At 71.0% G+C, this 20,003-nt stretch carries 19 protein-coding genes; 10 read left to right on the plus strand and 9 right to left on the minus strand.

Annotated elements, in window-relative coordinates; genetic code table 11:
- Positions 1 to 32: 32 nt before the first annotated feature.
- Positions 33 to 1,154, minus strand: a complete 1,122-nt coding sequence (locus ABTX18_RS11580) for an alpha/beta hydrolase (RefSeq protein ID WP_352122537.1) — start codon at positions 1,152 to 1,154, stop codon at positions 33 to 35.
- Between the two features lie 140 nt (positions 1,155 to 1,294).
- On the opposite strand from ABTX18_RS11580, the gene ABTX18_RS11585 reads away from it, so the two are divergent.
- The 6 genes from ABTX18_RS11585 to ABTX18_RS11610 all read left to right on the plus strand — a co-directional run bounded on the left by ABTX18_RS11585 (position 1,295) and on the right by ABTX18_RS11610 (position 6,237).
- The gene (locus ABTX18_RS11585) at positions 1,295 to 3,136 is read left to right on the plus strand and encodes a phosphatidylglycerol lysyltransferase domain-containing protein (RefSeq protein ID WP_352122538.1); all 1,842 of its coding nucleotides are present in this window, start codon (positions 1,295 to 1,297) and stop codon (positions 3,134 to 3,136) included.
- 36 nt (positions 3,137 to 3,172) lie between these two features.
- Entirely contained in the window at positions 3,173 to 4,033 is an 861-nt protein-coding gene (gene folP, locus ABTX18_RS11590; RefSeq protein WP_503061127.1) for a dihydropteroate synthase, read from the plus strand.
- Positions 4,030 to 4,512, plus strand: coding sequence for a nuclear transport factor 2 family protein (locus ABTX18_RS11595; RefSeq protein WP_352122539.1), 483 nt, complete (start codon positions 4,030 to 4,032; stop codon positions 4,510 to 4,512). The genes folP and ABTX18_RS11595 overlap by 4 nt, the downstream gene beginning before the upstream one ends.
- A gap of 218 nt (positions 4,513 to 4,730) precedes the next feature.
- Positions 4,731 to 5,090: a dihydroneopterin aldolase gene (gene folB / locus ABTX18_RS11600; RefSeq protein ID WP_352122540.1), complete on the plus strand. Its 360-nt coding sequence runs from the start codon at positions 4,731 to 4,733 to the stop codon at positions 5,088 to 5,090.
- Complete coding sequence (gene folK / locus ABTX18_RS11605; RefSeq protein ID WP_352122541.1) at positions 5,087 to 5,698, plus strand: 2-amino-4-hydroxy-6-hydroxymethyldihydropteridine diphosphokinase; 612 nt, start codon at positions 5,087 to 5,089, stop codon at positions 5,696 to 5,698. The genes folB and folK overlap by 4 nt, the downstream gene beginning before the upstream one ends.
- A 56-nt stretch (positions 5,699 to 5,754) precedes the next feature.
- Positions 5,755 to 6,237: a DUF3180 domain-containing protein gene (locus ABTX18_RS11610; protein ID WP_352122542.1), complete on the plus strand. Its 483-nt coding sequence runs from the start codon at positions 5,755 to 5,757 to the stop codon at positions 6,235 to 6,237.
- Between the two features lie 65 nt (positions 6,238 to 6,302).
- Here ABTX18_RS11610 and folE read toward each other — a convergent pair whose 3' ends face one another.
- The 6 genes from folE to dacB form a co-directional block, all read right to left on the minus strand.
- Entirely contained in the window at positions 6,303 to 6,908 is a 606-nt protein-coding gene (gene folE, locus ABTX18_RS11615) for a GTP cyclohydrolase I FolE (protein WP_352122543.1), read from the minus strand.
- Between the two features lie 169 nt (positions 6,909 to 7,077).
- Positions 7,078 to 9,102 carry an ATP-dependent zinc metalloprotease FtsH gene (gene ftsH / locus ABTX18_RS11620; protein ID WP_352122544.1) on the minus strand — a complete coding sequence of 675 codons (2,025 nt, stop codon included), beginning with the start codon at positions 9,100 to 9,102 and terminating at the stop codon, positions 7,078 to 7,080.
- A gap of 196 nt (positions 9,103 to 9,298) precedes the next feature.
- Positions 9,299 to 9,838: a hypoxanthine phosphoribosyltransferase gene (gene hpt, locus ABTX18_RS11625; protein WP_123462079.1), complete on the minus strand. Its 540-nt coding sequence runs from the start codon at positions 9,836 to 9,838 to the stop codon at positions 9,299 to 9,301.
- A 99-nt stretch (positions 9,839 to 9,937) separates the two neighbouring features.
- Entirely contained in the window at positions 9,938 to 11,029 is a 1,092-nt protein-coding gene (tilS, locus tag ABTX18_RS11630) for a tRNA lysidine(34) synthetase TilS (RefSeq protein ID WP_352122545.1), read from the minus strand.
- A gap of 209 nt (positions 11,030 to 11,238) precedes the next feature.
- On the minus strand, positions 11,239 to 12,372 hold the full coding sequence (locus tag ABTX18_RS11635) for an Rv3626c family coenzyme F420 biosynthesis-associated protein (protein ID WP_352122546.1): 1,134 nt from the start codon (positions 12,370 to 12,372) through the stop codon (positions 11,239 to 11,241).
- A gap of 48 nt (positions 12,373 to 12,420) precedes the next feature.
- Positions 12,421 to 13,926 (minus strand): D-alanyl-D-alanine carboxypeptidase/D-alanyl-D-alanine endopeptidase, encoded by a 1,506-nt coding sequence (gene dacB / locus ABTX18_RS11640; RefSeq protein WP_352122547.1) that lies wholly within the window; start codon positions 13,924 to 13,926, stop codon positions 12,421 to 12,423.
- 86 nt (positions 13,927 to 14,012) lie between these two features.
- Here dacB and ABTX18_RS11645 point away from each other — a divergent pair, with 86 nt between their 5' ends.
- Positions 14,013 to 14,507 carry an inorganic diphosphatase gene (locus ABTX18_RS11645; protein WP_123460069.1) on the plus strand — a complete coding sequence of 165 codons (495 nt, stop codon included), beginning with the start codon at positions 14,013 to 14,015 and terminating at the stop codon, positions 14,505 to 14,507.
- Positions 14,508 to 14,648: 141 nt separating this feature from the next.
- The gene (locus ABTX18_RS11650; protein WP_352122548.1) at positions 14,649 to 16,352 is read left to right on the plus strand and encodes a threonine/serine exporter family protein; all 1,704 of its coding nucleotides are present in this window, start codon (positions 14,649 to 14,651) and stop codon (positions 16,350 to 16,352) included.
- A 21-nt stretch (positions 16,353 to 16,373) separates the two neighbouring features.
- On the opposite strand, the gene ABTX18_RS11655 is transcribed toward ABTX18_RS11650, so the two are convergent.
- Entirely contained in the window at positions 16,374 to 17,090 is a 717-nt protein-coding gene (locus tag ABTX18_RS11655) for a DedA family protein (protein ID WP_352122549.1), read from the minus strand.
- A 148-nt stretch (positions 17,091 to 17,238) separates the two neighbouring features.
- On the opposite strand from ABTX18_RS11655, the gene ABTX18_RS11660 reads away from it, so the two are divergent.
- Positions 17,239 to 17,604 carry a YbjQ family protein gene (locus tag ABTX18_RS11660; protein WP_352122550.1) on the plus strand — a complete coding sequence of 122 codons (366 nt, stop codon included), beginning with the start codon at positions 17,239 to 17,241 and terminating at the stop codon, positions 17,602 to 17,604.
- 58 nt (positions 17,605 to 17,662) lie between these two features.
- Here the strand turns inward: ABTX18_RS11660 and ABTX18_RS11665 are convergent, their stop codons facing one another.
- Positions 17,663 to 18,433 carry a MerR family transcriptional regulator gene (locus tag ABTX18_RS11665; RefSeq protein WP_352122551.1) on the minus strand — a complete coding sequence of 257 codons (771 nt, stop codon included), beginning with the start codon at positions 18,431 to 18,433 and terminating at the stop codon, positions 17,663 to 17,665.
- Between the two features lie 136 nt (positions 18,434 to 18,569).
- On the opposite strand from ABTX18_RS11665, the gene ABTX18_RS11670 reads away from it, so the two are divergent.
- Positions 18,570 to 19,856 (plus strand): ion channel protein, encoded by a 1,287-nt coding sequence (locus ABTX18_RS11670; RefSeq protein WP_352122552.1) that lies wholly within the window; start codon positions 18,570 to 18,572, stop codon positions 19,854 to 19,856.
- Positions 19,857 to 20,003 lie beyond the last annotated feature (147 nt).

Below are 20,003 nucleotides of genomic sequence, written 5' to 3' on the forward strand. Positions count from 1 at the left end.
AGGGCCCGGACCGGCGGGCGAGCGAGGGCCTGTCAGCTCTCGCTGAGCCGGCTGCTCATCCAGTCCAGGACCGCGGGGATCTCCCGGCGCCAGGTGTTGAAGTTGTGCCCGCCGCTGTCCAGCACGATCGACGAGACCTGCGCGGGCCGCTTCACCTTGCCCAGGAACTTCCGCGTGTCCGCGTAGTTCGACTCCCCCCGGCGCGAGGTCGTCACCAGGAACGAGGAGTCGGGCTGTGGCCGGTGGTCCAGGGACCACAGCAGGTCGGCGCGCTCGCGCGCCCGCTGGTCACCGTGGAACAGATCACCGGTCGTCGGGTCCTCGGCCGCCTTGTAGTACGCGGAGAGCCCCGCGCTCGCCGTGAACCGGGCGGGATGGTGCAAGCCGATCTTCAGGGCACAGTAGCCACCGGTCGAATTGCCGATGATCCCCCAGTTGCGGGCGTGGTGCCCCACCCGGTAGGCGGCCGAGATCGCCGGCGGCAGATCGTCCGCGAAGAACGTCTCGGTCTTCGGGCCATCCTTTATGTCCACGCACTCGGTGTCCCGCGGCGGCGCCAGCGTCGGCCGCAGCATCACCAGGATCATCGGCTGCGAGCGGCCGGCCCGCACCCGTTCGAGTGATGTCTTGGGGTAGGCGAGTCCCTTGATGAGGTTCTCCGAGGTGCCCGGGTAACCGGTGAGCACCACGACCGCGGGGAACTTCCGGCGGGCGTACGCCTCCTGGAAGTACTCCGGCGGCAGGTACACATAGGCCGAGGTCTCGACCCCCGACTTCCGCCCGGCGATCACGACCTTGTCGATCCGGCCGGCCGCAGCGGGCCGCGAGCCCCCCGGCACGTCGGGCCGCTGGGTCCCCACCCGGACGATGTTCTTCTCGGCGAGCGTCCCCTGGGCGTGGTCGGTCACCACGCCCAGCTCCTGCTTCTGCCCGAACAGATCGGCCCAGGAGCCGTAGAAGAGGAACGAGTTGTTGGCCATCAGACCGACGGACACGAAGACCGCCACCTGGGTCGCCAGCAGCAGGCCCACCCTGCCGAACACCACACGGACGCTGCGCCGGGCGAGCCTCGGCCAGAACCAGATCGTGACGGCGAACAACGCGACGGCCAGCGCGATCGCGAGGATCAGCACTGCGTTGCCGGTAAGGCCCATGGCGGTAAAACTTTCTTGTCAGGAAATTTCCTGGTCATGGGTGAACCCACGGCCCGGAAGGCTCGTCCTAGAGGTCGCACTTCGTCCGCAGCGCTCCGGCCGCCGGACTCCAAGAATCTCTCGCGGAACCACGGGAAGCGATGTCTGTCACGCTAGATGGGGATAAATCGAGATCGGTTCCGAACGGTGTACGCAGGTTCGTACGCGGTCCGCGACCCGAGACCGTTCCGGCACTCGTCGGTGCCGCCTGCACCGCCGTCGGCCTGATCGACGTCGGCGCGGGTGTCTTCCCGCGCTTCCGGCACAGCCGTATGCACACCCTCGCCGAGGTGCTCCCCGGAGCCCTCGGCCCCTTCGCCGCCGCGCTCTCCCTGAGCGCCGGCGTCCTGCTGCTCCTCCTGGCCCACGGCCTGAAGCGGCACAAGCGCCGGGCCTGGCGGGCCGCCGTCGTCCTGCTCCCGGCCGGAGCGGTGGCCCAGTTCCTCTACCGGCACTCCCTCCTGGGCGCCGTCGTCTCACTGACGCTGTGTTATCTGCTGGTGCGCCACCGGAGTGAATTCGCCGCACTCCCCGACCCCCGCAGCCGTTGGCGGGCGCTGGCCAACTTCGTCCTTCTCGGAGCGGGCTCGCTCGGGCTCGGCCTGGTCATCGTCAGCGTCCACCCGGGCCGTCTGGTCGGGAACCCGAGCATCGCCGACCGGCTCCAGCACGTGCTGTACGGGCTGTTCGGCTTCGAGGGCCCGGTCGACTACGCCGGCGACACCTCCTGGACCGTGGGCTACTCGCTCGGCGCGCTCGGCCTGCTGACCGCCGTCACGACGATCTACCTCGCCTTCCGGCCCGAGCACCCGGCCGCCCGACTCACCGAGGACGACGAGGCCCGGCTGCGCGCCCTGCTGGAGCGGCACGGCGGCCGCGACTCGCTGGGCCACTTCGCGCTGCGCCGCGACAAGGCCGTGGTGTTCTCGCCCAGCGGCAAGGCCGCCGTCTGCTATCGCGTGGTCGCCGGGGTGATGCTGGCCAGCGGCGACCCGATCGGCGACGTGGAGGCCTGGCCCGGCGCCATCGAACGCTTCATGGACGAGGCCAGGGCCCACTCCTGGACCCCCGCGGTGATGGGCTGCAGCGAGACCGGCGGCGAGGTCTGGACCCGCGAGACGGGACTCGACGCCCTGGAACTCGGCGACGAGGCGGTGGTGGACGTCGCGGATTTCTCGCTCGCCGGACGCGCGATGCGCAACGTGCGCCAGATGGTGAAACGCATTGAGCGCGGCGGATACGAGACGCGGGTCCGGCGCGTGGCGGACATCGGCGAGGCGGAACTGGTACGCATCCGGCGGGCCGCCGCCGACTGGCGCGGCACGGACACCGAGCGCGGCTTCTCCATGGCGCTCGGCCGGATCGGCGACGGCGCCGACCAGGACTGCTTCGTCGCCACCGCCCACAAGGCCGACGAGCAGGACGCGGGCTCCCCGTACGGCGATCTGAAGGCCGTGCTCCACTTCGTCCCGTGGGGCGCCGACGGGATGTCCCTCGACCTGATGCGCCGCGACCGCGCCGCGGACCCGGGGATGAACGAGCTGCTGATCGTCGCCTCCCTGCAGGCCGCGCCCCGGCTCGGCATCACACGTGTCTCGCTGAACTTCGCGATGTTCCGCTCCGCCCTGGCGCGGGGCGAGAAGCTGGGGGCCGGGCCGGTGCTGCGGGTCTGGTGCGGGCTGCTGGTCTTCCTCTCGCGCTGGTTCCAGATCGAGTCCCTGTACAAGTTCAACGCCAAGTTCCGGCCCCGCTGGGAACCCCGGTTCGTGGTCTACCGCACCGCCCGCGACCTGCCGCGCATCTCGCTGGCCGCCATGCAGGCCGAGGGCTTCGTGAACTTCGCGCTCCCCCGCCCGCTGGCCCGCCGGCTGCCGACGGCCGGGCGGCGCCCCTGTGCGCACGTCCGGACCCACACGGCGGAGCACGGGGTCCACCCCGCGTGACCTCTGGCCCTGGGGGCCAGGGCCTACGCTGGTCGTATGAGTACGTTGCATGGACGAGGCACGGTGCAGGGCCTGCCGGAGTGGGACCGCTGTGCGGTCATGGGTGTCGTCAACGTGACCCCCGACTCCTTCTCCGACGGGGGCCGCTGGTTCGACACCACGGCGGCCGTCAAGCACGGCCTCGACCTGGTCGGCGAGGGTGCCGACCTGGTCGACGTCGGCGGTGAGTCGACCCGCCCCGGCGCCAGCCGGGTGGACGAGTCCGAGGAGCTGCGGCGGGTGGTCCCGGTGGTCCGGGGCCTCGCCTCGGAAGGGGTCACCGTCTCCGTGGACACCATGCGGGCCCGGGTCGCCGAGCAGGCCGTCGCCGCGGGAGCGGTCCTGGTCAACGACGTGAGCGGCGGGCTCGCCGACCCGGACATGGTCCCGGTCGTCGCCGCCGCCGCGGTGCCGTTCGTCGTCATGCACTGGCGCGGCTTCAGCGAGACCATGAACAGCAGGGCGGTGTACGGGGACGTCGTCGCCGAGGTCGTCGAGGAGCTGCGGGTCCGGATGGACGCCGTCGTCGCCGGGGGTGTCGCCCCCGAACGGATCGTGATCGACCCGGGCCTCGGCTTCGCCAAGGGCGCCGCGCACGACCTGTCGCTCATCGCCCGGCTGGACGCGCTGCACGGGCTCGGCCGCCCGCTGCTGGTCGCCGCCTCCCGCAAGCGGTTCCTGGGCCATGTGCTGGCCGGTGAGGGCGCCGCGCCGCCGCCCGCCCGCGAGCGCGACGCCGCCACCGCCGCGGTCTCCGCGCTCTCCGCCCGGGCCGGCGCCTGGGCCGTCCGGGTCCACGAGGTCCGGGCCACCGCCGACGCCGTCCGGGTCGCCCGCGCCGTCGAGGGAGCCGCGTGAACGAGCCGCAGGACGAGCAGGCCTCCGCCGCCGCCGACATCGAGGCGGTCGAGCGGGCCAACACCGCCTTCTACGAGGCCATGGAGCGCGGCGACCTGGACGAGCTGACCGCGCTCTGGCTGCCGGGCGAGGACCTCACCGTCTCCTGCGTCCACCCCGGCTGGCCGGTGCTCACCGGACGCGGCGAGGTGCTGCGCAGTTACGCCCTGATCATGGCGAACACGGAGTACATCCAGTTCTTTCTGACCGATGTCGGGGTCTCGATGACGGGCGACACCGCCCTGGTGACCTGTACCGAGAACATCCTGAGCGGCGGCCCCGCCGAGGAGGGCAGCTCCCTGGGGCCGCTCGTGGGCCAACTGGTCGTCGCGACCAATGTGTTCCGCCGCACCCCGGACGGCTGGAAGCTCTGGTCCCACCACGGCTCGCCCGTGCTCTCCGAAACCGATGAGGACGAGGACGAGGACTCGCCCTCCTGACGGGGTAGGGGGCAGATAGCGGCGCGATACCCGGGCCCGGGTGTGATTGGGACGGGCGGCATCGGGGTATCAGCGGCTACCAGTTCCCGTACGGCCGTGTCCGTAGCCCCCGCGGGGGAGGACTGTCGGCGCTCGCAGGTAGATTCGGAAAAATGGGTACGCAGCCGCCCGCACGTGGCTCCATGCCCCCTTCGACAACAACAGCAGGAGTGATTCGCGTGGATCGTGTCGCGCTGCGCGGCCTCAAGGCCCGTGGGAACCATGGCGTCTTTCCCCGGGAACGGGAAGAGGGACAGACGTTCATCGTGGACCTGGTGCTGGGCCTCGACACCCGCCCCGCGGCAGCCGCGGACGACCTCACGAAGACCGTGCACTACGGCGTCGTCGCCGAGGACGTCGTCGCCGTGGTCGAGGGCGAACCGGTCGATCTGATCGAGACGCTCGCGGAGCGCATCGCCCAGCAGTGCCTCAAGCACGAAGGCGTCGAGGAGGTGGAGGTCGTGGTCCACAAGCCGGATGCGCCCATCACCGTCCCCTTCGACGACGTCACCGTCACCATCACCCGGAGCCGATCATGACTGCATTTTTCACCGAGGGGCAGAGCGACCCGACCGTACAGCCGGTTCCCGCTTCCGTGGTCGCGCAGGTGGACGCCGCGGACATCACCCTCTCCAACCCGAAACGCGCCGTCATCTCCCTGGGCTCCAACCTGGGCAACCGCCTGGAAACCCTTCAGGGCGCGATCGACGCCCTGGAGGACACCCCGGGCCTCCGGGTGAAGGCGGTCTCCCCGGTGTACGAGACGGAGCCGTGGGGCGTCGAGCCCGGCTCCCAGCCGTCGTACTTCAACGCGGTCGTCGTCGTGAAGACGACACTGCCCCCGTCCTCGCTCCTGGAACGCGGCCAGGCCATCGAAGAGGCCTTCGAGCGGGTCCGTGAGGAGCGCTGGGGGCCGCGCACCATCGACGTGGACATCGTCTCGTACGCCGACGTCGTCTCCGACGACCCCGACCTCACCCTCCCCCACCCCCGGGCCCGTGAGCGCGCCTTCGTGCTCGCGCCGTGGCACGACGTGGATCCGGAGGCCCAACTGCCCGGCGCCGGCCCGGTCGCGGCTCTGCTGGACGGTGTGGGCCGCGGCGGCGTACTGCCCCGGGCCGACCTGGAACTCCGGCTGCCCGAGTAGTCGTTAGGCTCGGAGAGTAGGCAGGACATCCACAGGTTCGAGAGGCGGCTCACCCGGTGAAGCAACTACGGCTCGGAGTACTGGCCGGCCTCTTCGCCGCCGCCGGGGTGCTGTCCTGGGGCGCGGCCCGCCTCTGGGACTCCCTCGGCACCCTGCCGGCCGTACCACTGGCCGCACCCGTCGTGCTCGCGGTGATCGCCGCGGTGCTGCTGGCGACGGCGCTCTCCCTCCGCTCCCGGCTGCGCGCCCAGCGCGAGCGCCGGCCGGGCGCGAAGGGCGTCGAGCCCCTGATGGCCGCCCGTGCCGTGGTCTTCGGCCAGGCCAGCGCCCTCGTCGTCGCCCTGGTCGCCGGGATGTACGGGGGCACCGGCGTCTTCCTGCTCGGCTCCCTCGACATCCCGCCCCGCCGCGACCAGGCCATCTACGCGGGCCTCGCGGTCCTCGCCGGGATCGCGGTGGTCGCGGCGGCCCTGTTCCTGGAGCGCGTCTGCAAGCTCCCGGACGACGAGGACGACAACAAGACCGGGGCGGCCGCGTAGCCCACGGCCCGTTCCGGCCGGGGCGCCGGCGCCATGGCCGCGGGCCCGTTCCGGCCGGCCGGCCGTCAGCGCGCCATGATCAGGCTCATGGCCTCGGCGCGCGTGGCCGGGTCGCGGAGCTGTCCGCGGACCGCCGAGGTGAGCGTCTTCGCCCCGGGCTTGCGGATCCCGCGCATCGACATGCACATGTGCTCGCACTCCACGACGACGATGACGCCGCGCGGCTCCAGGATCTGCATCAGGGACTCGGCGATCTGCGTGGTCAGCCGCTCCTGCACCTGCGGCCGGCGGGCGTAGACGTCCACCAGCCGGGCCAGCTTCGAGAGACCGGTGATCTTGCCGCTGGTCGCCGGGATGTACCCGACGTGGGCCACCCCGCGGAACGGCACCAGATGGTGTTCACAGGTACTGAACACCTCGATGTCCTTGACCAGCACCATCTCGTCGTGGCCCAGGTCGAACGTGGTCGTCAGTACGTCCTCGGGCTCCTGGTACAGGCCCGCGAATATCTCCTTGTACGCACGCGCCACCCGTCCCGGCGTCTCGCGCAGCCCCTCCCGGTCCGGGTCCTCGCCGACGGCGATGAGCAGCTCGCGTACAGCCGCCTCGGCCCGCTTCTCGTCGAACTCGCCGATCGAACCCTGGCCGTCCAGCGTCACCGGGTCGGTCATCTGTGCCTCGTTCCTCGAACTGTCACTGCGCGGACATCCGCGCAGGTATGGAACCTGTCCGAACAGGCCCCAAGGGAAAAGCCGCGTCCCCCAGGCTAAAACCTGGGGGACGCGGCATCCATTCCGGGCCCGGTGCAGCCCCGTGAGAGGGGCCACACCGGGAAGGGCACTAGCTCTCCGGACGCTCCTCGGGGATCGTCTCGGTCACCGGAACCGTGTCCGTGACCGAGCCGTTCGCCGTGGTGGCGCCGTTGGTGAGGGCGAGCTCCTTCGGGGAGAGCACCGGGGGCCGGGTGGACGGCGTGCGCCGGGCGGACCCGGTCCACGCCGGACGGGCCGGACGCTTGACGATCGGAGCGAAGATCTCCGCGATCTCCGCCTTGCCGAGGGTCTCCTTCTCAAGGAGCTGGAGAACCAGGGCGTCCAGAACGTCGCGGTTCTCGACAAGAATCTCCCACGCGTCGTTGTGCGCGGTCTCGATGAGCTTCTTGACCTCTTCGTCGACCAGCGCGGCGACCTCTTCCGAGTAGTCGCGCTGGTGGCCCATCTCGCGGCCCACGAACGGCTCGGTGTTGTCGCCACCGAACTTGATCGCGCCGAGCCGCTCCGTCATGCCGTACTGCGTGACCATCGCGCGGGCCGTTGCCGTGGCCTTCTCGATGTCGTTCGCAGCACCGGTGGTCGGGTCGTGGAAGACCAGCTCCTCGGCCGCGCGCCCGCCCAGCATGTAAGCCAGCTGGTCGAGCATCTCGTTGCGCGTCGTGGAGTACTTGTCCTCCTCCGGGAGCACCATCGTGTAACCGAGGGCGCGGCCGCGGGAGAGGATCGTGATCTTGTGGACCGGGTCCGACTGAGGTGAGGCCGCCGCGACCAGGGCGTGTCCGCCCTCGTGGTACGCGGTGATCTTCTTCTCCTTCTCGGACATGATCCGGGTCCGCTTCTGCGGACCCGCCACGACGCGGTCGATGGCCTCGTCGAGCATGTTGTTGTCGATCAGCTTCAGATTGCCGCGCGCCGTCAGGAGCGCCGCCTCGTTCAGCACGTTCGACAGGTCGGCACCGGTGAAGCCGGGCGTACGACGGGCGACGGCGCCGAGATCGACGTCCGGTGCGACCGGCTTGCCCTTCTGGTGGACCTTGAGGATCTCCAGTCGGCCCTGCATGTCCGGCCGGTCGACCGCGATCTGCCGGTCGAAACGGCCCGGGCGCAGCAGCGCCGGGTCGAGGATGTCCGGCCGGTTCGTGGCGGCGATCAGGATGACGCCGCCCTTCACGTCGAAGCCGTCCATCTCCACGAGCAGCTGGTTGAGCGTCTGCTCGCGCTCGTCGTGACCGCCGCCCATACCGGCGCCGCGGTGCCGGCCGACGGCGTCGATCTCGTCGACGAAGACGATCGCCGGGGCGTTCGCCTTGGCCTGCTCGAAGAGGTCCCGGACACGGGAGGCGCCGACACCGACGAACATCTCGACGAAGTCGGACCCGGAGATCGAGTAGAACGGGACGCCCGCCTCGCCGGCGACGGCGCGTGCGAGCAGCGTCTTGCCCGTACCGGGAGGCCCGTACAGCAGGACACCCTTGGGGATCTTGGCGCCGACGGCCTGGAACTTCGCCGGCTCCTGCAGGAACTCCTTGATCTCGTGGAGTTCCTCGACCGCCTCGTCCGACCCCGCCACATCGGCGAAGGTCGTCTTGGGGGTGTCCTTGGTGATCAGCTTGGCCTTGGACTTGCCGAACTGCATGACCTTGGAGCCGCCACCCTGCATCTGGTTCATCAGAAACAGGAAGACGACCACGATGAGGACGAACGGCAGCAGCGAGAAGAGGATCGAGACGAACGGGGACTGCTTCGACGGCGAGACGGTGTAACCCTTGTCGATGTCACCGCTCTCGAACTTCTTCTGCAGCGTGTCGGCGAGCTGGACGCCCTGGTTGCCGATGTAGCTCGCCTGGAACTTGCTGCCGGACTCGCCGGAGAGTTTCTGGCCGTCCTTCAGCTCGATCTTGATGATGTGATCGTCACCGGTGGTCAGCTTGGCCTGCTCCACCTGGTTCTTACTGATCGCCTGGATCACCTTGCCGGTGTCCACCGTCTTGTAGCCGCCACCCGAGCCGACGACCTGCATCAACACGACCACGGCGAGGACGGCCAGCACGATCCACATGACCGGCCCACGGAAGTATCGCTTCACGTCCATCCATACGGAGCGAAGTCGCCCCGTCCCTCCTGCCCGTAGGTAAATGCTGCTGTGAGTAAAGACTGTTCTTCGGACGGTACACCGGCATTGTCACCGACGACCGCCGAGGACGTCTGTCAAACCCGCCTTCGAAGGCTCAACGGCGGGAAATCGGTAAGGGTTCCCCGCAGCCGCGGTGGGTTGGCCGGCGTCGCCGTCAGCCGCCGTACACGTGCGGGGCGAGGGTGCCGACGAACGGCAGGTTGCGGTACTTCTCCGCGTAGTCCAGCCCGTAGCCGACGACGAACTCGTTGGGGATGTCGAAGCCGACCCACTTGCAGTCGAGAGCGACCTTCGCCGCGTCCGGCTTGCGCAGCAGGGTGCAGATCTCCAGCGATGCGGGCTCGCGCGAGCCCAGGTTCGACATCAGCCAGGACAGCGTCAGGCCCGAGTCGATGATGTCCTCGACGATCAGGACGTGCTTGCCCTTGATGTCGGTGTCCAGGTCCTTGAGGATCCGGACGACACCGGAGGACTGGGTGCCCGCGCCGTACGACGAGACGGCCATCCAGTCCATGGTGACGGGGGTGGACAGCGCGCGCGCCAGGTCCGCCATGACCATCACCGCGCCCTTGAGGACTCCGACGAGGAGCAGATCCCTGCCCGCGTACTCCGCGTCGATCTTCGCGGCCAGCTCGACGAGCTTCGCGTCGATCTCTTCCTTGGTGAGGAGCACCGACTGAAGGTCGGTGCCCATGTCCTTCTCGTTCACCCGCGTCTCTTTCTTTGCCTGCCGGGTCCGGGATGGTGCCCCGGGCCTGCGCGGCCGCTCGCCTGCATGTCAGCCGCTTGTGCGTCAGCTCTGCCGAATCACCAGTCTGCCACCCTGGCGCAGGGCTTCGACGCGGCCGGGGAGGTTGATGGCCTGCTGGCCGCGCCAGCCGGTGATCAGGCGGTCGACTTCCTCGATGTGCCGGGCGAAGAGGGAACCGGCCGGGGAACCGGCCTCTATGGCCGCCCGGCGCAGGACGCGGCGGCGGACCGCGGGCGGCAGGGCGTGCAGCTTGGCGCACTCGAGCCGGCCCGCTGCGTCGCGTACGTCACGGCCGGCCTCGGCGGCCCAGGTGTCGAGGGCGTCGGCGTCGTCGCGGGAGAGCTGTGCCGTACGGGCCAGCGCCTCGACGACTCCTTTGCCCAGCGCCTTCTCCAGGGCGGGCAGGCCCTCGTGGCGCAGCCGGGAGCGGGTGTAGGCGGGGTCGATGTTGTGCGGGTCGTCCCAGACGGTCAGGGACTGGGCCAGACAGGCGGTGCGGGCGGTCTGCCGGTCGAGCTGGAGGAAGGGGCGACGGTAGCGGCCGGCCGGGCCGGACGCGGCGGCCATGCCGGAGAGGGAGCGGATGCCGGAGCCGCGGGCGAGGCCGAGCAGCACGGTCTCCGCCTGGTCGTCGCGGGTGTGGCCGAGCAGGACTGCGGCGGCGCCGTGGCGTTCGGCCGCGGCGTCCAGCGCGGCGTAGCGGGCGTCGCGGGCGGCGGCCTCGGGGCCGCCTTCGTGCCCGACGTGCACCGCGACGGCCTCGACCGGGTCGAGGTCCATGGCGGTGAGGCGGCCGACGACCTCGGTGGCGCGGGTGTCGGAGCCGTTCTGGAGGCCGTGGTCGACGGTGATGCCGCCGGCCCGGACGGGGAGCTTCCGGGCCTCGAAGGCGAGGGCGGAGGCGAGCGCCATGGAGTCGGCACCGCCGGAGCATGCCACCAGGACCAGCGGGGTATCGGTGCGTTCGGGAAGTGCGGGGCGTCGCCTGCCCGTCCCGGCTTCGGCGAGCTCGGGGTGCGGGGCGCGTCCGGCGTGCCCGGTGCGTTCGGTCTGTTCGGCGAATTCGGTGATGACGTCGTGGAGTACGCGGCGGACCGCCAGGCGTATCGCCGCGACCGCAGGATGGGGACCCATGTCCGGTGCCCTTCGTGAAGTTCTGGAGAGGTGCGTGCGTGCCTCCGAGTGCCGGACGGAGTGGAACTGCCGTCACTCAGAGTGCGTCGATGGTGACAGAGCAAAGCCGTTCATCGAGCATTGCACGCCTTCCCATGCCCCTACGGTCCCTCGGATGGGTGATTACCGGCGCGTTGCCCTCGGGTCCCCGGCCTGTGCGCGGGCCATGATCACGACTCTGCCTTACGGTGCACCCTCGCGATCCAGTCCTGCGGCGCGGCGATCTCCGCCTTGGTCGGGAGGGTGTTGGGCGAGGTCCAGACCCGGTTGAAGCCGTCCATTCCGACCTCGTCGACCACGGCGCGTACGAACCTCTCGCCGTCGCGGTACTGGCGCAGCTTGGCGTCGAGTCCCAGGAGCTTGCGCAGCGCCTGGTCGAGACGGCTCGCGCCGCGGGCCCTGCGCTGCTGGAACTTCTCACGGATCTCGGCGACGGAGGACACCACCTCGGGGCCGACGCCGTCCATCACGTAGTCGGCGTGGCCCTCCAGGAGGGACATCACGGCGGTGAGCCTGCCGAGGATCTCGCGCTGGGCCGGTGTCTGGACGATCTCGACGAGGCTGCGGCCGCCGTCCTCGCCCTCCTCGCCCTCGGGCCGGCCGCCGGCCAGCGACTGGGCGGCCTCGCGGAGCCGTTCCAGCACCGTCATCGGGTCGACGTCGGTCTCGTCGAGGAATGACTGGATCTCGCCCTGCAGATGGTCGCGGAGCCAGGGCACCGCGGTGAACTGCGTGCGGTGCGTCTCCTCGTGGAGGGCGACCCAGAGGCGGAAGTCGTGCGGATCCACCTCCAGCTCCCGCTCGACGTGAACGATGTTCGGGGCGACCAGCAGGAGCCTGCCGCCGCCGTCGGCCGAGGCCGGGAGCTCGCGGGTGGCGGGGGCGAACGTCTCGTACTGGCCGAGGACCCGCGAGGCCAGGAACGACAGCAGCATCCCCACCTCGACGCCGGTCACCTTGGAGCCGACGGCGCCGAGCACGGCGCCGCCCGCGCCGCCGCCGCGCCGCTCCTCCATCTTCTCCAGCAGGGGGCGGAGCAGTTCCCTGAATCCGGCGACGTTCGCCTTGATCCAGCCCGCCCGGTCGACGACCAGGACCGGGGTGTCCTCCGGTTCGGTCCCTTCCGGGATCATCCGGGTGAAGGAACGGACGTGCTCCTCCGCCGCCTTGGCATGCCTGCGCAGCTCCGCGACGACCTCGCGGGCCTCCTCGCGGCTGATCTCGGGACCCGGCCGCACAAGCCGGGTCGCGGTCGCGACCGCGAGATTCCAGTCGACCATCCCGGCACCACCGATGCGCGTCATGCGTCAACCGTACGTGCTCCGCCTTAGGAGGGTGAGGTGTTGAGCCGCTCAGCGCCTCCCGACGGCCAGTGCCGTCGCGAGTGCGTCGAGGGCCGACTGGGCCTCGGACGGGGCGGTGGTGCCCGAGGCGAGGAAGGCGAACGCGAGCAGCCGGCCGTGCGGGTCGACGACCGTGCCGGAGAGGCTGTTGACGCCCGTGAGGGTGCCGGTCTTGGCGCGGATCAGCCCGGTGCCGCCGGATTTCGTGGTGTACCGGCCGCTGAGCGTGCCGCTGAAGCCGGCCACCGGAAGGCCCGTGAGGACGGGACGCAGCTCGGGGTGCTCCTGGTCGGCCGCGCGTGCCAGGAGTCCGGCGAGCAGGGCGGCGGTGACCTTGTCCTGGCGGTTGAGCCCGCTGCCGTCGGCGATGTTCACGCCCGTCAGCGGCAGGCCCAGCTTCTTGAGTTGCGCGGTGACGGCCCGTCGGCCGCCGCGGAAGTCCGCCGGTTCGCCCGCGGCGATCGCGGTCCGGCGGGCGAGCGCCTCGGCGATGTCGTTGTCGCTGTTGGTCAGGGCCCGCTCGACGAGGGCGGAGAGCGGGGCGGAGAGGTGCTGGGCGACGGGCCGGGACTTCGCGGCTGCCCGGCCGGGGGCGGCGCCGTCCCCGGTGGTGATCCCGGCCTCGTCGAGCAGCTCGCCGAATGTGTCGGCGGCGTCGCGGGCCGGGTCGCCGCTGCGCGGAGCGGGGCCGCTGGAGGAGTCGTCGAGCCGGCCCTCGTCGACCATCAGGGCGCTCACGGGCGCGATGTTCTCGTTGGGGCCGATCGGGTGGAGTGCGGGTCCCGAATAGCCGGAGGCGTCGTACCGCAGCCGTACCGAGCGGATCCCGTCGTCCTTGAGGGCGCGGGCCGTGCCGGCGGCCAGGGAGCGCAGGGCCGCCCGGTCGAGGGTGGGGTCGCCGCCGCCGACCAGGGTCACGGTGCGCAGATCGGCGGAGGCCCGGACGGTCGTGGGGATGCGGTAGGCGGGTCCGAGTGCGGACAGGGCGGCGACGGTGGTGGCGATCTTGACGGTGGACGCGGGCGTCATGGGGGCGTCGGCCCCCACCCCGTACAGCCGCTTGCCGGTGGCCGTGTCGATGACGACGGCACCGCGCCGGGTGCCGAGCGCGGGGTCCTTCAGGAGCGGGTCCAGGACGGCGCGCAGTCCGGCCGCTGCTCCTTCCGGGGCGACCGCGGCGTCCGGCGCCGACGTCTCGGCGCCGGTGCCCAGCACCGCGAGAACGGCCGGGGCGCTGGGCGCAGGGGCCGGCTTCGCGGGGGCGGCGGGCTCGTGATGTGCGCCACCTGTACGGGTCCGGGCAGCCGCCCAGTCCTGCTCGGCCTTACGCTGACCCGAGTCCCAGGGACCGGCGGCGAAGGCGACGCCGGCTGCGAGCGCCAGGCCCAGGACGGCGGAGACGGCCGTGAACTGCCGGTCACTCAGTCCGTTGCGCACGCCCAGGCGGTCCGCGAGAGCCGTCCTGTTCAGCGTGGCGGACGGATTGATCGACGGTCTTTCCTCCGGCTCGGCCACCGTTGACCAGCCCCTTTCGCGAGCACACAACTCCGTGGGGGACACTTAACCATCAGTCGTATGTGTTGATCATGGAGGAGCCACCCGTGGAGTTCGACGTCGTTATCGAGATCCCGAAGGGTTCGCGGAACAAGTACGAGGTGGACCACGAGACCGGTCGGATCCGCCTGGACCGTCGACTCTTCACCTCGACCAGTTACCCGGCCGACTACGGCTTCGTCGAGAACACCCTCGGCGAGGACGGCGACCCGCTGGACGCGCTGGTCATCCTGGAGGAGCCGACCTTCCCCGGCTGCCTCATCAAGTGCCGCGCGATCGGCATGTTCCGGATGACGGACGAGGCCGGCGGCGACGACAAGCTGCTGTGCGTGCCGGCCTCCGACCCCCGGGTGGAGCACCTGCGCGACATCCACCACGTGTCGGAGTTCGACCGCCTGGAGATCCAGCACTTCTTCGAGGTCTACAAGGACCTGGAGCCGGGCAAGTCGGTCGAGGGCGCGGACTGGGTCGGCCGCGCCGAGGCCGAGGCCGAGATCGAGAACTCGTACAAGCGCCTCGAGGCGCAGGGCGGCGCGCACTGACGTTCCGCTTGCGGTTCTGAAACAGCGATCGGGCGGTACACCTTCGCGGGTGTGCCGCCCGTTCGCATGACCGCCCATGGGCGCGGCCATACTGGGCAGGAGCGCAGCCTAGGACGCGCAGCCGATGAGGATTGAGGTCGAGTGGTGGCGGAACCGGGCGGTCCCGATGACCAGAAGCCCCAGTCGGACGAGGCGCGCAGCGCCTTCTCGCAGCCGGCCGGGGTCGGGAAGTCCGCACCGCCGTCGGACGACGACCATCCGACGTCCGAGTTCGCTCTGCCGTCCGGTGTGACGCCCGAGCCGCAGGGACCGGGGGCCGGCCCGGGAACGGGTTCCGGTTCCGGTTCCGGTTCGGAGACGATCGGGTCCGCCTTCGCCCCGCCGCGCACCTACGACGCCCGGAACTCCCCGCCCGCCTTCACGCCCGCGCACGGCATCCCGATGGTCCGGCTGACCAAGGAGGCCCCCTGGCAGGACCGGATGCGCACGATGCTGCGGATGCCGGTCACCGACCGCCCGGCGCCGGAACCGGTCCAGCGGCACGACGAGTCGGGCCCCGCGGTGCCGCGCGTGCTGGACCTGACCCTGCGTATCGGGGAGCTGCTGCTCGCCGGAGGTGAGGGGGCCGAGGACGTCGAGGCGGCGATGTTCGCGGTGACCCGCAGCTACGGGCTCGACCGCTGCGAGCCGACCGTCACCTTCACGCTGCTGTCGATCTCGCACCAGCCGTCGCTGGTCGAGGACCCGGTGACGGCGAGCCGTACCGTACGCCGCCGGGGCACCGACTACACCCGGCTGGCCGCGGTCTTCCAGCTCATCGACGACATCACCACGGTGGAGGGCGAGATCTCGCTGGAGGAGGCCTACCGGCGCCTCGCGGAGATCCGCCGGAACCGGCATCCGTATCCCGGCTGGGTGCTCACCCTGGCCGCCGGCGGGCTGGCGGGCGCGGCATCGGTCCTGGTCGGCGGCGGGCCCCTGGTGTTCCTGATCGCCGCGCTCGGCGCGATGCTCGGCGACCGGCTGGCCTGGCTGTGTGCCGGACGCGGACTGCCGGAGTTCTACCAGTTCGTCGTGGCGGCGATGCCGCCGGCCGCGATGGGCGTGGCACTGACCCTCACCCACTGGTCGGACGTGCGGCCGTCGGCGGTGATCACGGGTGGACTGTTCGCGCTGCTGCCGGGGCGGGCGCTGGTCGCCGGCGTGCAGGACGGCCTGACCGGCTACTACATCACCGCGGCGGCGCGGCTGCTGGAGGTCATGTACTTCTTCATCGCCATCGTCACCGGGGTGCTGCTGGCCCTGTACGGAGGGCTTCAGCTGGGCGCCGAGCTGGACCCGGAGGCCCGGTTCATCACCCATGACCGCCCGGTGGTGCAGATCCTGGCGTCGATGCTGCTGACCCTGGCCTTCGCGATCCTGCTCCAGCAGGAGCGGGCGACGGTCCTGGCGGTCACCCTCAACGGGGGTGTGGCCTGGGTCATCTACGCGGCGATGGCGCGGACGGGCGGCCTGTCGCCGGTGGCGGCCACCGCCGCGGCGGCCGGTCTCGTCGGACTGTTCGGGCAGCTGTTCTCGCGCTACCGCTACACCTCGTCGCTGCCGTTCATCACGGCCGCGATCGGTCCGCTGCTGCCCGGCTCGGCCACGTACTTCGGTCTGCTGGGCGTCGCCCAGAACGAGCTGGACCGGGGGCTCGCCTCGCTGTCGACGGCGGTGGCGACGGCGCTGGCCATCGCGATCGGGGTGAATCTGGGGAGCGAGATCTCCCGGCTGTTCATGCGGGTGCCGGGGGCGGTCGGCGGGGCGAACCGCCGCGCGGCCAAGCGGACGCGCGGCTTCTGACGGAGGGACCCGCCGACGGCGTCAGCGCTTGGCGTGGCGGCCGCCGCGGCGGCTCGCGGCCGTGCTGCCGCCGTCGGCCGGGTCCTGGCTCTCGTCCGCGCCGGACGCGGCTTCCTTCTTCGACTTGCTGCGGGCGCGCAGGAACTCGATGCCGATCGGCACGACCGAGATCAGCACGATCAGGACGAGCATCGCCTCGATGTTCTTGTGTACGAACTCGATCTTGCCCAGCCCCGCCCCGAGGAGCGTCACGCCGACGCCCCACAGGACTCCGCCGATGATGTTGAACGTGAGGAACGAGCGGTAGTTCATCCGGCTGACACCGGCGATGATCGGCGTGAACGTCCGCACGATGGGCACGAAGCGGGCCAGGACCAGCGACTTCGGACCGTACTTCTCGAAGAACTCGTGGGCCTTCTCGACGTTCTCCTGCTTGAAGAGCCGGGAGTCGGGACGGTTGAAGAGCGAGGGGCCGACCTTGCGGCCGAACAGATAGCCCACCTGGTCGCCGATGATCGCCGCCAGCGCCACGAGGACGCAGACGAGCCACAGCGGGGTGTGCAGCTTGTCCGTCGTCACCAGCAGGCCCGTGGTGAACAGGAGCGAGTCGCCGGGCAGGAAGAACCCGATCAGCAGCCCGGACTCGGCGAAGACGATGACCAGCACACCGATCAGCCCGAACTGCCCGATGAGGTGGTCCGGGTCCAGCCAGCTGGGTCCGAGCGCAAGCGTATTCAAGGGTCCGGGCTCCAGGATGTGGTCGATGGCGGCTGCGTGGCCGCCCCAAGCTATCAACGCCCCGGACCCCCGCCCGGTTCCACTGGCCCCCGTGAAGATGCACACGGGGTGAACCGGGGCAAAACTCGATGCCGGGAGGTGCCACACCATGGGCATTGAGGAATACGGCGGCGGTCAGACGGCACAGTCCGACGTGCTGATCGTCACCACCAATGACGTACCCGGCCACCAGGTGACGCAGGTGATCGGCGAGGTGTTCGGCCTGACGGTCAGGTCCCGCCACCTCGGCAGCCAGATCGGCGCCGGGCTGAAGTCCATGATCGGCGGAGAGCTGAAGGGGCTGACGAAGACGCTCGTCGAAACCCGCAACCAGGCCATGGAGCGGCTGGTGGAGCAGGCGAGGGCCCGGGGCGCCAACGCGGTGCTGATGATGCGCTTCGATGTCAGCGAGGCCGCGGACGTGGGTACGGAGGTCTGCGCGTACGGGACGGCCGCGGTGATCAGCAGGAACTGAACGGCTGACGGGGGCGAGGGCGGGGGCGGGGCGCCGGATGAGCACCCCGCCCCCCTCACTACGCGCCGGTCTGCTCCACGCGCCGCGCGTTGGCGACGATCGCGTCGCGCAGGTGCCCGGCCAGCCCCGGACGCATCGACTCGTAGAACGCCTTGAACTGCGGATCGGCGACGTACATATCGCCGAGCCCCCGGTGGATCTCCGTCGTGCACTCGTAGAACCAGGTCGTGATGTGGCGCCGGTGCTCCTCGGCGAGATCCATGGCCCGCTCGCCGGTGGCCGGCTCGCCGTCCTCCATGAGCGCGTTGTACCGCTCGCCCCAGGAGGCGACCTCGGCCCGCATCCGCTGCCAGTCCTCCTTGGTGTAGCGGGCGGCCCGGCGCTGCGACTCGGCGTAGGTGTCGGTGCCGCCCCAGCGGCGCTCGGCCTCTTCCGCGTAACGCCCCGGGTCCTTGTCGCCGAAGACCTCGAACTTCTCCTCGGGCGTGAGGTTGATGCCCATCTTCCGTGCCTCCATGGCTGTCTCGACGGCCGTGGCCATCCGCTGCAGCTCGGCGATCCGGTGCGACAGCAGTGCGTGCTGGCGCCGCAGGTGCTCCTGCGGGTCCGCGTCCGGGTCGTCGAGCAGTGCCTCGATCTCGTCGAGCGGGAAGCCGAGCTCCCGGTAGAACAGGATCTGCTGCAGCCGGTCGAGGTCGGCGTCGTTGTAACGCCGATGGCCCGCGTGGCTGCGCCCGCCGGGTGAAAGCAGTCCGATGCCGTCGTAGTGGTGCAGGGTGCGCACCGTGACCCCGGCGTATCCGGCGACCTGTCCCACGGAGTGCTCCATGGCTCCCCGCTCCTTCCGTGTGGTCGGTACGTGTCCGAGCCTCGGTCCTGACGTGACGTGAGGTGCAAGTGCGAAAGACCGCAACCGCCGCACCATTTGGGCTGTTCTAGGTCTTTTGCGTCGCTATGGTGAGCCGATGGCCACCGATTCCCCCGCCGATTCCGCCGTCACCCCCGAACCGGCTCCCGCGCGGCGGCTGCTCCTGCTCATCCTGCCCGCGGTCGCCGTCGGCGTGGTCGCGGCCCTCGTCCTGCTCGGGGTCAGCCTGCTCGCGGAGCAGCTGCAGGACGTCCTGTGGAAGACGCTGCCCGACGTGTTGTCGATCGGCCCCTACTCCTCACTGTGGATGATCGTGATGCTCACCGCGATCGGCCTGGTGACCGGACTGGCCATCCGGACCGTGCCCGGCCGGGCCGGACCCGACCCCGCGACCACGGGGCTGGTCGACCCGCCCCTGCCGCCGGGTGTGCTGCCGGGGCTGCTGGTCGTGACGGTCCTCTCCCTGGCGGGCGGCGTCAGCCTGGGGCCGGAGAACCCGATCACCGCCGCCAACATCGCGCTGGCGTGCTGGGCGGGCCGCCGGTTCGCCCCGGGCACCCCGGCGGCGCTGTGGCTCGCGCTCGCCGCCGCGGGGACCGTCGGCGCGCTCTTCGGCACTCCGGTCGCCGCGGCCCTGATCCTCTCCGAGACGTTCGCCTCCCGCCCGGGTCCCGGCGCGCTCTGGGACCGCCTCTTCGGGCCGCTCGCGGCCGGCGCCGCGGGGGCGCTCACCATGACGCTGACGGCCCACCCGAGCTTCGACCTGTCACTGCCCGCCTACCCCGGGGCGCACTGGGGCGACCTGCTCTCCGCGGTCGTGATCGCCTCCGCCGGCGCGGTGCTCGGGCTGGCCGCGGTGTACGCCTTCCCCTACGCTCACCGGGCCTTCCGCGCGCTGCGGCACCCGGTCCTCGCCATGACCGTGGGCGGGCTGCTGCTCGGCCTGCTCGGGGCCCTCGGCGGGCACCTCACGCTCTTCAAGGGACTGGCGGAGGTGAAGGAGCTGGCCGCCGACCCGGACGGCTGGACGGCGGGCGAGTTCGCGACGATGGCGGTGGTGAAGACCGCCGCCCTGCTGATCGCGGCGGCCTGCGGCTTCCGGGGCGGCCGGATCTTCCCCGCCGTGTTCTGCGGCGCCGCGCTCGGTCTGTGCGCCCACGCCCTGGCCGACGGGGTGCCGGTGGCCCTCGCCGTGACGTGCGGGGTGCTCGGCATCCTGCTCGCCGTCACCCGGCAGGGGTGGCTGAGCCTGTTCACGGCGGCGGTGCTGGCCTCCGACATGGCGCTGCTCCCCCTGCTGTGCGTCGCCACGCTGCCGGCCTGGCTGCTGGTGACCGGGCGGCCGCAGATGCAGCTGCACGCCGACGGCACGCCGCTGCGCTGAGACGGGCGGCACGCAGGGCGGATGCGAACACGACACCCGGCCGACGCCGAGTCCGGCGCGCCGAACCGCCCGACTGTCCGTATTGTCAGTTTCCGTCCTGAACTAGTCCCGAACCATCGGACTCATCCGGTCCCACCGGTGAGAGTT

The organism is Streptomyces sp. NPDC096323, from assembly GCF_040302845.1.
Classification (GTDB): Bacteria; Actinomycetota; Actinomycetes; order Streptomycetales; family Streptomycetaceae; genus Streptomyces.